The sequence below is a fragment of the Streptomyces typhae genome (assembly GCF_009755605.1).
Classification (GTDB): Bacteria; Actinomycetota; Actinomycetes; order Streptomycetales; family Streptomycetaceae; genus Streptomyces; species Streptomyces typhae.
In genome coordinates this window covers 72,692-87,624 of sequence record NZ_WPNZ01000035.1, presented here as the reverse complement: position 1 = coordinate 87,624, position 14,933 = coordinate 72,692, and the positions used below count along the sequence as shown (strand labels likewise).

At 69.7% G+C, this 14,933-nt stretch carries 13 protein-coding genes; 4 read left to right on the top strand and 9 right to left on the bottom strand.

From position 1 onward, the window contains the following. Positions 1-826 precede the first annotated feature (826 nt). Positions 827-1,210: a hypothetical protein gene (locus GPA10_RS39325; protein ID WP_157169600.1), complete on the top strand. Its 384-nt coding sequence runs from the start codon at positions 827-829 to the stop codon at positions 1,208-1,210. Here GPA10_RS39325 and GPA10_RS39320 read toward each other — a convergent pair. From GPA10_RS39320 to GPA10_RS39305, 4 genes are all read right to left on the bottom strand, one after another. Then, the gene (locus tag GPA10_RS39320; RefSeq protein WP_157169599.1) at positions 1,159-1,719 is read right to left on the bottom strand and encodes a hypothetical protein; all 561 of its coding nucleotides are present in this window, start codon (positions 1,717-1,719) and stop codon (positions 1,159-1,161) included. The two genes, GPA10_RS39325 and GPA10_RS39320, sit on opposite strands and share 52 nt — an antisense overlap. Positions 1,720-2,011: 292 nt before the next feature. Beyond that, positions 2,012-3,091, bottom strand: a complete 1,080-nt coding sequence (locus GPA10_RS39315) for a hypothetical protein (RefSeq protein ID WP_157169598.1) — start codon at positions 3,089-3,091, stop codon at positions 2,012-2,014. After that, positions 3,088-3,648 carry a sigma factor-like helix-turn-helix DNA-binding protein gene (locus GPA10_RS43550; protein WP_157169597.1) on the bottom strand — a complete coding sequence of 187 codons (561 nt, stop codon included), beginning with the start codon at positions 3,646-3,648 and terminating at the stop codon, positions 3,088-3,090. The genes GPA10_RS39315 and GPA10_RS43550 overlap by 4 nt, the downstream gene beginning before the upstream one ends. Next, the gene (locus GPA10_RS39305; protein ID WP_157169596.1) at positions 3,645-3,917 is read right to left on the bottom strand and encodes a hypothetical protein; all 273 of its coding nucleotides are present in this window, start codon (positions 3,915-3,917) and stop codon (positions 3,645-3,647) included. Before GPA10_RS39305 ends, GPA10_RS43550 begins: the two co-directional genes overlap by 4 nt. 650 nt (positions 3,918-4,567) lie before the next feature. On the opposite strand from GPA10_RS39305, the gene GPA10_RS39300 reads away from it, so the two are divergent. Further along, complete coding sequence (locus GPA10_RS39300) at positions 4,568-4,795, top strand: hypothetical protein (RefSeq protein WP_157169595.1); 228 nt, start codon at positions 4,568-4,570, stop codon at positions 4,793-4,795. On the opposite strand, the gene GPA10_RS39295 is transcribed toward GPA10_RS39300, so the two are convergent. The 4 genes from GPA10_RS39295 to GPA10_RS39280 all read right to left on the bottom strand — a co-directional run bounded on the left by GPA10_RS39295 (position 4,784) and on the right by GPA10_RS39280 (position 8,922). Beyond that, complete coding sequence (locus GPA10_RS39295) at positions 4,784-5,047, bottom strand: hypothetical protein (protein ID WP_157169594.1); 264 nt, start codon at positions 5,045-5,047, stop codon at positions 4,784-4,786. The genes GPA10_RS39300 and GPA10_RS39295 overlap by 12 nt on opposite strands. A gap of 87 nt (positions 5,048-5,134) precedes the next feature. Further along, the gene (locus GPA10_RS39290; RefSeq protein ID WP_246260568.1) at positions 5,135-6,850 is read right to left on the bottom strand and encodes a transporter substrate-binding domain-containing protein; all 1,716 of its coding nucleotides are present in this window, start codon (positions 6,848-6,850) and stop codon (positions 5,135-5,137) included. Beyond that, positions 6,850-7,107, bottom strand: a complete 258-nt coding sequence (locus GPA10_RS39285) for a hypothetical protein (protein WP_157169592.1) — start codon at positions 7,105-7,107, stop codon at positions 6,850-6,852. Before GPA10_RS39285 ends, GPA10_RS39290 begins: the two co-directional genes overlap by 1 nt. 1,482 nt (positions 7,108-8,589) lie before the next feature. Beyond that, positions 8,590-8,922 (bottom strand): hypothetical protein, encoded by a 333-nt coding sequence (locus GPA10_RS39280; RefSeq protein ID WP_157169591.1) that lies wholly within the window; start codon positions 8,920-8,922, stop codon positions 8,590-8,592. A 1,194-nt stretch (positions 8,923-10,116) separates the two neighbouring features. On the opposite strand from GPA10_RS39280, the gene GPA10_RS39275 reads away from it, so the two are divergent. Both GPA10_RS39275 and mobF read left to right on the top strand, forming a co-directional pair. Continuing rightward, positions 10,117-11,055: a GNAT family N-acetyltransferase gene (locus GPA10_RS39275; RefSeq protein ID WP_343041823.1), complete on the top strand. Its 939-nt coding sequence runs from the start codon at positions 10,117-10,119 to the stop codon at positions 11,053-11,055. Between the two features lie 904 nt (positions 11,056-11,959). Continuing rightward, positions 11,960-13,921, top strand: coding sequence for a MobF family relaxase (gene mobF, locus GPA10_RS39270; protein ID WP_157169589.1), 1,962 nt, complete (start codon positions 11,960-11,962; stop codon positions 13,919-13,921). A gap of 468 nt (positions 13,922-14,389) precedes the next feature. Here mobF and GPA10_RS39265 read toward each other — a convergent pair whose 3' ends face one another. Continuing rightward, complete coding sequence (locus GPA10_RS39265; RefSeq protein WP_157169588.1) at positions 14,390-14,617, bottom strand: hypothetical protein; 228 nt, start codon at positions 14,615-14,617, stop codon at positions 14,390-14,392. Positions 14,618-14,933 lie beyond the last annotated feature (316 nt).

Sequence of the window (14,933 nt, the reverse complement as noted above, 5' to 3'; positions counted from 1 at the left end):
GAGGAGAAGGCGGAGGCGGCCGCCGCGCGGGCGGAGGCGGAGCGGCGCCGGGCGCAGGCGGAGCGGGGCGCCGAGCGGGCGGAGGCTGACGCGGAGGAGCTCCGGGAACGCCGCGCGGAGACCCGTCACCGCACCGCCGTCCTGGAGGCCCGCGCGCAGCAGGCGGAGGACTGGGCGCAGCTGGGCCAGCCCGAGCGCCGCGCCCGCCGCGCCGCCCGCCTGATCGTGGCCGCCGGTGGCGGCGCGGACGACGTCGACGTCGTGCAACTCGCCGACATCGAGGCCGACCTGGGGGTCAAGCGCACCACGGCCGGGGAGCTCCGCCAGGAGGCGGCCGTGCTCCTGGAGGCCGGCTGCAACCCCCGTACCGATTACCGGCCCGAGGCCGGGCACTGGGCGGCCTGCACCCGTCAGGCCGGGGCGGCACCCGTGACGGGTGCCGCCCCGGCTCTTGCGAGTAGGTCCATTCCGCTTGCGTCGCTCTGTGTGCTCGCTTGCATGTGTCCATGCTTTGGCCGAAAGGCGTGGCGGCTGCAAGGCCCTGGCCAGCCGGGTTGAATAGAACAACTTATTTCACAAACTCACAAGCGTGGTGGGAAATCCCAAACCCTGGAAGATCGTTCCACGTGCTCGATTTTTTGTGTATACGGGTCCTGGGCCCGCTTCCCTCTCTTCAAAGGGGAGTTGGGCCTTCATTGCTGTCGAGGGGCCGCTCTCCCCCGCGAAGGGGTGAGGAGCCGGGCCCGGAGCGGGCCTGGTGCAGCAGGGGCCCGCCTCGAAGATGTCCAGTCCCAGCGGCGGGCCCCCGGACCCAAAGGGGCCAGTAGTGAACGTAACGCTGGATGTGTCCACCAGTCTTGTCGTCATAGCCGCGCTTGTCGTGGGCTGCCTGGTCTACCGCTGGACGGCGCCCGTCCCGGGCGCCGTGGTGCAGACGTCGAAGGGGGAGCGGCTGATGTGGGCGGTCTCCGCCGCGGCCGCGGCCATCGTCGTGGGGTCCTACCTCGCCGACGGCATCAAGGACGTCGAGCGCGAGGACAAGAAGGACCGCGCGGCATCCCTCACCACACAGCGGACGGACACCGGGGCGCCGTACCGGGCACCTCGCGCGGAAGGCGGCCTCCGGGCCCGGGTTACGCCCGGTGCACACGGACAGGGTCAGCCGCGGCGCCACCACCGGCGCCGCGGCCCGGACCCCTCCTGGCGCTGACTGGCGGTGGGTTCGGGCACGGCCGGGGCTGTGGCGGGGGTGGTGGGCTGGGGGATGGCGGGGCGTTCCGGTGCGGGCGTGAGCGCGGCCAGGGCCTGCTGGAGGTCGGCGATGTGCGCGGCGCGTTCGTCCAGGCGCTTGCGCAGGTGTCCGGCTTCGGCTTCGGCCAGGGCGTGGTCGGCGTGGGCGAGCTGGAGTTGGTGTTCGTGGCGCAGCCGTTCCAGCTCTGCGCGCAGCTCGGCCTCCCCGGCCGGGCCCGCCATGGCCGTGCCGGTGGCGTGGGCCTGGTCCTGTCCGACGCCGGTGGTGGTGTCGTCGGGTGGTGCGGGGGCGTTCAGGCGGAGCCCGGCGGCGAGGAGGTCGTCGACGGGGATGAGCCAGCCGCGGTCGTCGTCCAGGACCGAGTGGGGGAGTTCGCCGGCTTCGCGGCGGCGCCGGATGATGGAGCGGCTCACGCCGCAGGCGGCGGCGGCCTCGCGCTGGGGCAGCAGGGGACGACTGATACTCATCTGCGTATCCTCCCCGCCCGCCGCCGCTGCTTGCAGACCGACCCACCACACCGTCGGCTGGTGCCCGCTCCCTGCCGGTGCGGGCGCCGACCGCCCTTGGGGCGACCGCCCTGGCCAGATCTGTGTCACCTGTGTCATCGCACCCTCGTTTTCCCAGGTGGACGACGCGTCTTGTGTCACTGATCAGCTGCTTGTTCATGTTGGCCCGCCGCTGACCTGGGCTGGCGGTCCGCGCATGGGGGCGAGCCCGTCAAGCAGTCGTGGTCTGGGCTTCGTGGGCTTCTGGTGCGTCTTATCGTTCGGCGAGGTCGCGGATGGTCGTGGTGCCGGACCGGACGGTCCAGGTACCGCTGTTGGGCGGGGTTTGGTCGGAGCGGGTCTTGAGGCTGTCGATGTCGATGGTTGGCGGCCACTGGGTGGTGTGTTCGGACCAGCGGATGCCGCTGAGGTCGATTCCGGTCAGGTCGGTGGTGCTCAGGTCGGTGCCGGTGAAGTCGTCCAGGAGGCCGTGCAGCGCGTACTTGTCGAGTACGAGGGGCTCCCTGTGCAGTGCCGCGCCGATGGCTCGCCCGACCTCGGCTGTACGCACGACGATAAGGAGCTCGCGGGCGCGCAGGCGGGCGCGTGCGCGGTCGTGGTCGAGGTCGAGGGCGAGTTCGAGGACGCGGACGAGGTCGCGACTGCGGGTGTGGGTGAGGCCGAGGTAGCTGTTGATTTCGCGGGCGCGGGCATGATCGAGTTCGAGGTTGCGGGCGAGTTCGCTTGCCAGCTCGTGGGCACGAGCGAGGTCGGGGTCGAGGCCGAGGGCACGGACGATTTCGTGGGCGCGGACGCGGGCGCGGACGAAGTCGAGCTCTCGGGCGAAGTCGAGGGCGCGGTCGTGGGCGCGAGCGCGGGCGAGGGCGAGTTCGAGGTCGTAGGCGAGTTTCCGGGCGAGGTCGATAGCGAGGGAACGGACGTGGGCGCGGGCAAGGCCAGCGGTGCTGTGCCAGGCGCGGGTGAGCTGTTGGCTGGCTTTTCTGACATTGGGATGGTTGCGCAGTGCCATGCGTTCTGCGGGGCTGAGGGTGTGGAGGGGGTCCGTGGGGTCGTTGTGCTGGGGTGGCGGTGTGTGGTGGGTGTCTGCGGGCGGGGCCGGTGTCGGGGTTGGGTTGGGGGGGTTGGGGAGGATGGCGGCGAGGCCGGCTTCGGTGTCGATGACGGTGTCGAGGCGTTCTGTGGCGGTGTCGTGCTGGGAGTGGAGGAGGATTTCGCGCAGGCCTGCCTCAGTGTCGAGGAGGCCGTCCAAGGCGTCGGTCAGGGCGTGCTGATGCCCGAACAGCCACTGCTGCACGGCCTGGTCGTGCTCGTCGGGTCCGGTGTGGCGGGTCACTGTTCCTCCTCACGGGCCTTTAGGTAGGCGGCCGCGGTACGGCGGGCTTTTCTCAGGTTGGCGCGTATGTTCTCGGCCGATAGGCCGAGGTGGTCGGCGATGTCGGCGGGGGTGAAGCCGGCCAGTGTCCAGGCCAGGACCTGGCGCTGTTTCATCGGCAGGCTGCGTAACAGGGGCAGCGCGTCGTGCTGGGCTTCCCATTCCGCGATGGCGTCGGGGCGGGGCACCAGGGAGCTGGGCTCGGCCACGTCCCCGACGGGCTCCTCGACGGAGGCGATCTGGCGCGCGAGCGCGCGGGAGGCGGCCTTGTGGACCCAGGACTTGGGATGGGTGATGCGCTCCCAGTTCCGGTAGGCGTCGAACATGATCTCCTGGGCGATGTCTGCGGCCAGGCGGACGGCGGCGCCGTGGTTGATCAGGAAGCCGGTCAGGGGGCGGACGGTCTGGCGGTAGAAGGCGGAGAACTCCTCGTCCGTCCGCTGCCGGGCACGCTGGTGTAGGTCGGGGGGTGCGGCCGCGGTGCGGTCGGTGCTGTCTTCCGGGTCGTGGGTGCTCACGCTGCCTGGTCCTCCCCTGGAACCGGGATACGGGTGATCTTCACGTGCAGGCGGCGGCCCTCCCCGTCCCGGTCATCGAACTCCGCCTGCCCGCCCGCGGCCACCGTTTCGGTGACCTGGAGAAGGTAGTGCTGCCGCTGCTGTTCACGGCGTGCCCGCCAGCGCAGCCGGATCCAGAGCGCCAGCAGCATGCAGGTCTTGGAGATGACGGCCGAGACGATCACGGCCATGGTCGGATCCATCAGGACGCCCCCCTGTTGCTCGTACATAGGCCCGCCCCACGGGGCCGGGCAAGAGTTAAGGGGACGAAGAGCCCATGATCGTGAACTCGCAGGCCGAACAAATTTGATACCGCAGGCCAGCGCCCCCCTGGACGGCCCGCCCCACCCCCGCCACCGCACCTCCGGACGGGGCGTATCCGGGCGGGGTGTAGCGGTCGGGTGCGCTGAAAAAAGTTGGGGTGCAGCGTCACATCTGCCCCGCGTCCCATCACTACTACTGATGTAGGGCCCGTTACCGGACCGGCGGCGCCCATTCAATGCCTGCCGGACCTCGGTTCCCGGTTCTTGAGCAGTCACCACCGCCCCATGGAAGGACCACTCCTGCGCAGCCCCGGGATCCGCTGCCGCGGGTCTTCGGGAAGTTCTTGAATGCCGTCCGAAGCCGCGTGAGCAGAGTACGAGGGCTCCTCGCCCTGCCGATGCACCGCAAACCGTGCGGCCAGGGCCGTGGCAGACGTCACTCCTGCTGGTCAGAGGCAGGCTTGCGTTGCTTGGCCCCGCACCGAGCACTCTGACGCCTGCCACCGAGCGGCACCCGGAACGGCCAAGGAGGAGGGGAGTTCCGGCGGCTCTCACCATGCGCCACACCTGTGTCCGGGCGGCCTGCCCGTGCACTCAATCCCTGAGGGGGAACCTTGATGTTCACACTCGTCCTGCTGCTCTTCCTGGTCGGCCTGATGATGTTCGGCGCGCTCTTCTACGTCTCGCACCGCCGTCCGGTCTTCAGCCAGCCGCTCCTGGTCGCCACGGGCGGAACGATGATGCTCATCGCCGCGGTCGCCGTGATCGTCACTGCCACGGCGGCGACGGCCGGCAGCCCGTCCCGGGGCGGGGTGGTGCCGCCGGGGGTGTCCTCAGGGAAGTAGCCGGCGGCGCGCGTCCCGGTCCGGGAGAGGGCGGTGTGTGTCGTGCGCGGAGGTGTCCGTGTGTCCGGCTCCGAGGGGGCGGCGGGGTGCTGGGGTTGCGGGCGGCGGGTTTCCGGCGACGCCGCGGGTCCGGAGTTCGGCGAGGTCGGGCAGGCGGGTGCCGGGCAGGGTGTGGAGGAGGTCGGCCTGGGTGGCGCGGATGCCCGCAGCGGGTGCTGCGGGTCCGGCGCCGAGTGCGCGGCGGGTGGTCACACCGGTGATCGTACGGTCAGACCGTGAGGGGGCTGTGCCGTAGTCGGCACAGCCCCCTCACGGTCTGAGGCCTCTATTTGTCCGGTGTCAGGGCTGGGGCTGGCATCTGCTCATTTCTTTGGCTTCGGGCAGGCGTTCCCCGTCCTTGGCGAGGGGGCTGAAGATTTTTTCCCTTGCCTCGAGGGTGTTCTTCATTGCTTTGCAGACTTCCCGGTGCAGGCCCGCGCTGGCTTTCGCCAGTCCGATCCCATATTCTTCGTCGTCGCCGAAGGAGTAGAGGGAGACCTTGAGTTTGTCCGGTTTCGTCTTTTCGTATTCTCGCAGGATGACGGAATCCGACAGTACTGCGTCGATTTCTCCGGAGAGCCTGTCGACGCATGCCTTGTAGTCGCTGAGTGTCTCCTCCGGGGGTTTCTCCGGATAGTTTTCGTTCCAGTATTTTTCTCCGGTGGAACCTTTCACTACGCATACACTGGTTTTGTCGGGGAGGTCGATGTCCGAGTTCACCGTTTCGCGTACACCATTGATTCTTGCGTAGTCGGTTCCTGGGAATCTTTCCACTATCATTCTCTGGGGTGTGGTGAAATACGGCCCGGCGAACCGCACAGCAGGACGATCCTTGCCGTCGCCTTTTTCTCTTTCGGGCGAGATCCCGTAGGTGCCGACGAACATGTCGACGGTGCCCTTGTTGAGCTTCTTTTCCCGCTCGTTCGTCCCCATGGCAATGAACTCGGGTTCACCGGTGATGCCCAGTGCTTTGGTGATTGTTCTCGCGTACTCGATGTCCGCGCCGACCCATTCACCTCCTTTCTCCTGGCTGAGTCCCGGCTGGTTGGCTTTCACGCCGACCCTCCACGGCTTGTCTTTTTCTGCCCGCGCTTCGCGGAGCCGCTTCAGGGACGGGTCTTCCGGGACATCGGCGGTGTTCGGGCCTGAACTCTGGGTGGCGGAAGAGCGGGAGTCGTCACTGCTGGCCTCGTACTGGGTGGCCCAGATGGTGATGCCGGCGATGAGGGCGAGAGAGATGACTCCGCCCGTCACCACCGTGCGCCGGCGCGGCCTCCTCCGCTGCGGCACGCCACGCGCGGCCGGAGGGGCTCCGTCGTTCCGCTTCCGCGTGGAAGTGGAAGGGGCTTCACCGGTTCCGGAAGACGGGCCTTTCGTCTCGCCGGGTACGGATGTGCCGGACGTGGGTGCGGGGGTGTCGAGTGCGGCCCCGGCCCCGGCTGGCCCGGCCCCGGCCCCGGGCGCGGGCTTGGCCCCGGCCTGTGGCTGGGGCTCGGGCTCGGCCTGGGGTTCGGGTGCGGGTGTGCTGGCCGCGGGCCGCTCCCGTCGCGGCTGTCCGGTGTTGTGGCGCGGGTTCGGCTCCTGCTGCGGCTGTCCGGTGTCCTGTGGCTGCGCGCTGTCCTGTGACTGTCTCGTGTCTGTGGTGGTCCAGGAGGCGGCCAGGGCGTGTGTGTCGCTGAGTCGTTGGGTGTGTTCCGGTAACAGGGCGGTGGTGCAGAGCGCGTGGAGGGACACAGCGAACCGTTCGGCGTCTTCGGCGCTCTCCACGCTTTTCGCGAGTTTGTACAGCTTCACCCACTCGTCGGGTGGCTGGCCGCAGGAGCGTACGTACGCCTTCACCGCTTCTGCGGACACGGTGGCCTGGATGGCGGTCACCCGGGAGACGGTGCTCATGTTGTAGTTGGTCTCGGCGGCGATAGCGCTGAGGGACTTCCTCGAGGCTTCCTGCAGCCGGGCCAGGGCCCAGGCGATGGCCTCGCGGGGGCTGTTGTGCGGGTCGAGCCGGCGGGGAGCCATCACGCCCCCTGGTTCGGGGCGGGCATGGCGGGCGGCTGGGCGGGCGTGCCGGGCGGCTGGCCGACGACGCCCGCGGTGACGCCTGCGGTGGCCAGGGCGGCTCCGGTCGCGCAGGCCAGAGCGGTCTGCACGTCGTAGCCGGCCACCACCAGGACGACCGCCGCGGCCTCGATCACGACGAGCACGCACAGCCGCCACAGGGACGGACTCACGGTGCACCGGGCCGCGTTGGCGGCCCTGCGCTGGATACTGCTCACGAAGACTCCTTGGGTCCGGACAAGCGATGTGGTGACACCGGGCATCCGAACGCGGCGGGGGTCTGCAAACCCCCGGCCCTGTGCTTCGGCGTCACCCACAGAATTCACTAACCGCGCTGCCAGGGAACAGAGTTGACCGTATTGCCGCAATGCGGTGCGGACGGAGACGAGATGTGGAGGCGGCAGAGCCCGCCCCGTTTCGGACCGGCGCTCTTCCACGGAAGTGGCGCACGTTCGTCCGGCCAACGGTTCCTGTCCCGGTCACGTTCACGTTCGCGCAGGTCACAACCGTTGCGCTGTTGCGCAATCAGATCCGCAACAGCGCAGGGAACCCGGCGGGCAGGCAATCCACCACACTGGAAACGGCAGGCAGGCCTTTCAGGCCTCTGCACAGCGGACGTCCACTGGGTCCGGACACCGCAACACGCAGGGCCGCCCGGCGCTGCAACGCCGGGCGGCCCTGCCTCGCGTGCGAGCCGGTGACTTCCACTGGCCGCACCGGGCAGCTGCTCGTGCTCCTGGCCGTCGCCGTCGGCGGGACCGGCCTGGCGCAGGGCCTGCACGGCTGGTGCGGCTCGAGGGACCCGTCGGGACCGGGCCGGTGCTTCCCGGTGCTTCCCGCAACCGGTGCTTCTCCCAAGGGGGCGGCTGAGGGAAGTAGTCGGCGTGCTGGAGTGGCTGCTGGGGCCCCCTTGCTTGCAGGTCAGGGCGTGTGGTGGAGGCTTCGCTGGCCGGCTGCCTGGCGTGACCTGGAGCGCGACCGAGGGCGTGACCTGGAGGACGACCTGGAGTGCGACCTACGGTGCGACCCGGAGCGCGACTCAACCTGCCTCCGAGGATCAGCCTGCCTCCGAGAAGAGGGGGGCGAAGTGTGAGTCCGGCTGGGTGCTCCCAGCCGGATTCCTGCGACGTACGGCCAGGCCCGGCCGAGCCTCGTGAGACCGCCGCTCCGAGGTCTGGGGTGCGACTAGGTGCACGGCTATTGCGGCCAGCCCACGGTCTCGGCTCGGCACCAGCATCTCGCATATGCCTCTACCGCCATCACCGTGGGTGTCCCGCACATACGCCCGTCTTGCCCCCCGCCGCTGCGGCCGTGTCTGCGAAGCAGGCAGGAAGGTCAGGGGTGGTGGGAGGGCGGCTGGCCGGTGTTGCCGGGCGGGTCGGTGGGCTGGGGGCGAGTGGGCAGCAGCTGCTGGCTGGTGTGGATGTGCTGTCGGCTGGTTTTCAGGCGGCGGTGGCTCTGTCTGATGCGTTCCCGGCTGCGTTCGACTGCCCGGCGTGCGGCGCGCACGAGTTGCTGTCCGTCGCTGCCTTCGGGCTGGCGTGTGTCGTTTTCGGGTTCTTGTGCTTTCGGCGTCACTGGGTTCCACCGCTAGGGCTCGTGGACAAAGGGGAGGGGTGCCGGTGTACCGGCGGGGCGGGGGCTCTTGCCGCCTCCCGCGACGGCGAGAACCCCCGCCCGCGGTGCTGCACGGGCAGGGGTCAGCTCTCCTGGAGGCGCAGCGTTTGGAGGCCGTCTGCGCCACGGCCGGCTAACTGCGCTCGCAGGTTGAGGTGGGCGGGGGCGCGGATGAGGAGGTGCTGGGGCGGGGTGAGGCGCTGGGCGAGGAGGATGAGGATGTCCAGGACGCTGTGGGCCAGGAAGCGGGTCTCGGTGAGGTCCACGACGATCTCGTCGGTGCGGTCGGCTTCTTCGGTCACGGCCAGGGCCAGGGGCCCACGGTGGATGCCGAGGATCTCACCGAACAGGCGCACCCCGGGGCCGTCTGTGAGCGGCAGCATGAGCAGGAGTTCGTCGGCGAAGTAGGCGCGCATCGCACGTCCCAGTGCGGATCGGGTCGCACCGGTGAAAGAGCGGCGGACGCACAAGGGGGGTGCGGGGGTCGTGGCGAGGTTCACGCGGTGCTCTGAAGCGGGTGCAGGGTCCCGCTGTGGCAGCCGCTGGCGTGGTGGGGCCCGAGAGATCGCCGGAAAAGTGGGTGCTGCGCTAACAGCACCGTCAACCACGGTCTGCTCCCACCGTACTCCCGCACGCGCTCGCCCGGCAGGGCCTCTTCCGGGCAGGAGCGGCCGCGTGCGGGCCGGGTGGTGCACGCGTCGTCCCGCCTCCGCCGTCACCCCCAGGGGCGGGAGGACCCGGGGGAACGGGAGTCTGCGCCCGGCGGAACTGGGCCATCTGGCCCTGCCGCCGAGGCCGGATGCCCCTGCCGCCGATCGTTACACCGGCCCCGACCACCAGGCATATGGTCTCTCGCTCTCTGCGGCGGGGCCAGTGCCAAGGTCGTGGATGGCCGGATGGGCCGTATTCACCCTTAGGTGGGGTTGTGCGGAGGGGGGAGGCCGTCCAGGCTGCCTTGGGAGTCGGGAGTACCGGCCCGGGGCTGTGGGGGTCTTGTGCCGCGGGCCTGTGTGGGGAGTATGGCGAGGATGAGCGCGAAGTGGAGCGACACCCTGGTGCGCGTACGGATCTCTTTGCTGGTGATCGAGCGGGCTGGTGACCGGATAGGGGGAGCCGTGCGCTCATCGATGCCAGTCGGCGGCGGATCAGTGAGAGCTGGCGTCTGTTGGACAAGGGTGGCCGGTCAGGGAGCCATATGCAGGTCCGGTGGAATTCTGTACCCGAATCCTGCCGGGGGAGGTGCTGTCCCACCTGGCCGCATGCTCTCGTCAGGGTGATCGCTACTGCTGTCGCAACGGCGGCTATGGAGCCGATCATGGTCTGGCTCTGACGCAGGGCGGGTTGCCACTTTCGCCGGGCAGCGGCTCTTCCTGGTCTTCCGATTCCGCGGGGGTGGTCCGCACTTGCCCGGACCCGCCATGGTTGATACCTCGCCGATCCCGCGTACGGGATGGTCTGGGCGGCTTCCTGTCTCATCACGCCCGAAGCCCCTGAGGCAGCGTGTTCCGGCGGACCGCAAACGTGAGACGTTCATCGTGCCGGGAGCAGAGGGGAATTACATGGCAGCGGTACCACTGAGGGCGGAGATCTTGCGGGCGGGCGAGGAGCACGTGGAGCAGATCGCCCGGCTCGCCGAGTCACGCAGTCTCCATGGCCCGGACGGCACCCGGGGAGTGGTGGAAGGCGGTTTTCTGGTCTCGGCGTACGCCGAGACCGACTACCGTGGCTGGCTGGGGAGCGCCGAGCACTTTTATGTCGCGGTCAAGGGCGGTCAACTGCTGGCCTTTCTGCTGGCCTATAGCTCCGACCGAGTCGAGCCGGACGAATGGCTGAACCGCCGGATCAAGACGGCACTTGGCAGTTTCCTGGTGATCAAACAGATCTGTGTGAGCCGGGAGGCGGCGCGGACCGGGCTCGCCTCGATGCTTTATCACCACGTCCTCGATCAGTGGGATGAGAGCCCCGTGATCGCTGCTGTGGTCAACGATCCTCCCAACGATGCATCCGCACACTTCCACAACAAACTCGGATTCCGGGAGTTGACCCGACTCGTTCCTCCGGACGGGCTGCCCCGGGTGGTTTGGGTGTGGCGCAAGCCGCGCGAGGCGATGCTGCACGCGCAGTATCAGATCGCCGTTGACCTCTATCAGCACGAGGACAACCTCAACTGGCAGAAACTGAACAACTTCTTCTACATCACGGCGGGCCTTGCGGCCGCCACTGCCTTCTTCCTCAGCAAGGACGGCGCTGGCGGTGCCCTGGGTAAGGGGCTTGCCATGATTGTCACGGTCATCGGCGTGGGGGTGTCGCTGGGCTTCTCCCTGATGCTGCGCTTTGGGAACCAGTACCTTCTGGCACGCAAAGAAACCGTGATCGAGCTTGAGGAGTACATGGCTTGGCACGGTGGTGATCGGATAGTGAGCAGGCGCACCGGCGGTCCGGGCTCCGCCTACCTGATGGTCTCCCCGACCGGCAAGATCATGACGCTTCTGCCCATACTGGTGGCAGTCTGCTGGCTTGCAATTCTCGGCGTGCTGATCGCTGACTGATGCACGTTCACCCATACCTGCCCGGCTATTCCTGAAACTCCGTGCTTTTCACGTCGTAGACGAGGGCTTCGCGGGCCGGACCTCGGACTGCGCCACGCTGTCGGCGAGCGGGGCGCACGTCTCGCTGCGCCGGACGACGTCGGGGAACGTGCTCAGGGGCCTCCTTGTCCTCCCACAGTGCCGACGCAGTGCTGGTGATCAAACTCTTTACGTGCTCCGACTCGGTCACGGCCTCGTTCGCTGCCACGCTGTGTCCCCTCCTGGTCATCGGGAAGAGCAGCCCATCAACTGGAGACCCGCGCCCGCAAGATGGCCTTCTGCCAGGGGCCGATCCAGGATGCTGTGGGTCCCGATCCGGTGCCATCTGACGTGGGGCAGCCCGGCGATCACCACCCGGCCGTACGACCACGTGGCGCGCCCGCCCGGCAGCTCGTAGACGCCCGGCGCGCAGCGCACGCCCTTGATCCGTAACCCGGGTCGGAACTGGCGGCGGGTGCTCAGGTCGGGGACGAAGGCGTCCAGGACGATGCGGCGGAAGCGCCGATGCTGGGCGGGGGTGAGGTGCTGGAGGTCGGTGGTGAAGCGGGGGCAGGTCTTGAAGGTGGGAACGGTGGTGTCCTCCGGGCAGCACGACGAAGCCCCCGGCGGGTGCCGGGGACTGCTGTAGGCGGTGCTCGTTGGTGGCGCTCGTTCCTTGGCACGTGGTGGTGCTCAGTGGTGCTTGCTGGTGTCGTTCGGGTCAGGGTGTGCGTGCTGCCGGAGAGCGATGACATTCGCGTTCGGCCCGGGGCCGCTTCCCGCCCGGCGGGCACCTGAGAAGAAGGTCCGGCCGCTGCTCCCGCCTGGCGGGAAGCCGGGCTGATCGGCCTTTTCTTGCAGGTCAGGGCCGTGTGGCGTGGTCTGCATGACAGTCGATATCAGGGTTGTCCGGGCCGGTCAGATGTACCGCTACTACCTGCGCGAGACCGTTGTCGGTGACGGCCGCCGCCCGGTCCGCACTCCGCTGCGCGCCGCCCGGGAGCAAGCCGGCGTTCCGGCCGGGCGATGGATGGGCCGCGGCTTGGCCGCGCTCGGACTCGCGCCGGGCGAGGAGGCCACCGAGGCGCAGCTGCGGAACCTGTTCGGCGAGCGCGGCCGCCACCCGTATGCGGACCGGATCGAAGCCGACCGGCTCGCCGCGGGCGACTCCCCGAAGAAGGCGTTCCAGGCCGGCGCCCTCGGTCGCCGGGTGACGGTCACCGGGGTCGACTTCGTGTTCCGGCCGCAGCCGAGCATCTACCTCCTGTGGGCGCTGGGGGATGAGGAGACGCGGCGGGTGATCGAGGCGGCGCACGAGCGGGCGATCGTCCGGGTGCTGGAGTGGATCGAGGACGAGGTCGCGGTGATCCGGTACGGCAAGGACGGGATCTACCGGGTGCGGCCGCCCGGCGGTCTGGTCGCCGCCCGCTTCCGCCACTACGAGGCGCGCTCCGGGATGCCGTTGCTCCATGACCATCTGCTGCTGTCGGTGAAGGGGCAGCGGCTGGACGGGAAGTGGGGGTCGATCCACACCACGGCCCTGCACGAGAACACCGTGGCGGCCTCCGCGCTCTACAACGAGCTGGTGGCCGCAGAGGTCTGCGAGGCGCTGGGGCTGGCGACCGAGCCGCGGATCGTCACCCCGGGGCGCCGGCCTGTGATGGAGATTGCGGGGGTGCCGCACGAGCTGATCCGTTGGACTGCCCGGCGCAGCGACCAGATCGCCGCCTGCCTGGCCGGGCTAGAGCACGAGTACGTCACCGCCGTCGACGACGACGGCGAGTTGAAGTTCCTGCCTGTGGTCTCGGAGCGGGCCCGCGCCAAGATGAACCAGATCGCCGCTCGCAAGACCCGCCCACCCAAGCGGAAGACCCAGCCGCTCGCGCAGCTGCGCGTCTGGTGGAAGGTGAGCGCGATCCTCACCTCCAAGGTCGCCGCCGACGTCATCACCTCCCTCCTTGAGCATGCCCGCGCCGCGGCCGCCGCGATACGGGCCCGGGTCGCGGCCGTGGTCGACGTCGCCATGGCGGCCGTCGACATCACCGCGACGGTGTTCGTGATGAACGAGGGCGGCCGTTTCCACCGCCGGCACCTGCTCGCCGAAGCCCGCCGCCACCTCGCCCTGGTCCTGCGCGGCCGCCGCCGCGACCCCGGCCTGGACGAGGAGATCGTGGCCGCCGCCATCTCCACCCACTGCCTGGACATCAGCGAGCCGAAGACCATGCGCGGCCTGGAGGCCGGCTACCGCCTCTACACCGCCCGGTGGGCGCTGTCCGACCTCCCCGCCCGCTGCCGCCCACCCACTCCCGCGCCCGACCCGGACCGGCAGCCCCCGGCCGATCCCGGCGAGCCGGCTGCACCCCGGCCGCCGGGCCAGGACGCGGGGGAGTGGGAGATACCCCGCATCCTGCTCCAGTACGACCGTGCCGTCCTCGCCGGTGCCGTGGTGCGGGACAAGCTGCGCACCACCACGACCGCCGCCGTGCGGGGCCGGGCGTACGACGTCGTCGCCCACCAGCAGGCGGCGATGCCCGAGCAGCTGCTCGGGCCCGAGCCGGCCGACCCCGAGCACGACGACCAGGAGCCGGAAGCCGGTCGCGGGGACGCGATCGATATGACGGCGCTGCGGGCCTTGCGGAAGTCCCGCACGGACGTGGAAGCTCTCGATCTCACCGACGACCGACTGCGCCGCATCCGGGAGGCGGCCACCAAGATGGTCAACGACTCCCGCGCCCGCGCGGACCGCCACACCGCACCAGCCGACGCCGACGCGGTGCGCCCGGACGACCAGCAGGCGCACCGTCCACAGCAACCCGCACCGCACCGCGGCCGGGAGGCCGGCCACTGAGTGGACCCGGTGGTGCGCACCGACGACGCCCGGCTCCACTCCACCGAGTGGAGCCCACCGTCCGGGAGCGGACGCCACCGTGCTCGGCATCCACTCCACCGAGTGGAGCCCACCGGGTGGAAGTGGACGCCATCGACGGGGGTGGGGCCGCGCATCCACCCGGTGCGTTTCTCCTTGACCTCGGCTCAGGTCAAGGAGAAACGCACCGCCTCCACCGTCTCCAACCGGGCCCACTCCACCGCACCACCGCCCACCCGGTGCGCCCCACTCCCGCGCGCCGGCCGCACCGGCGCGCGCACCGCCCACCGAGTGGAGCGCACCGGATGGACGGTGGTGCGCATCGTGGTGCGCACCGGATGGACTCGGTGCGCACCGGATGGGCGCACACCACCGCACCAGTGCGCACCCGATGGTGCGCTCCACCGCACCGATGCGCTCCCACCCGGTGCGGTGGTGCGGTTGGTGCGGTCAGCGGTGCGCACCGGGTGCGGAGTGCACCGCGTGCGCCAGCGCCAGGTGCTTGTCGCGCATTGCCTCCAGGGTGGCGCAGGTGTCTCCGTGGTCGTCGGGGTCGGGGATGACGTTCTTGACGAAGCGGATGATGCTGCGGGCGATGCCGAGCACCGCCGTGGTGGCGGAGTCGCGCGCCCAGTCCCGCAGCGCGGACAGCAGGACGCACCCGACCTCGTCCAGCACACGAAGGATTCCGCGCACAGGTCGGCGGCCTCTCCGTCCACGGCCGTGACGGGCCAGATGATGTCCTCGGCCAGCCGCAGCAGGACGAACGCCAGCTCCGGGGGCGCCTCCACCCGGCCAGCGGCGTAGGTACCGCCGCCCGTCTGCAGCGCCAGGAGGTAGTCGAAGCCCCGCTCCACCTGCTCGGGCGTCAGCGGCGTACGGGTCGGGATCAGGTACGGCATGGAAGCCTCCTCAACTGGGTGCCGCCGTGCGGATCACGACGACTCCCAGCAGCCTCGGACGATCACCCTGTGGACAGAGGCCAGAGATTTCT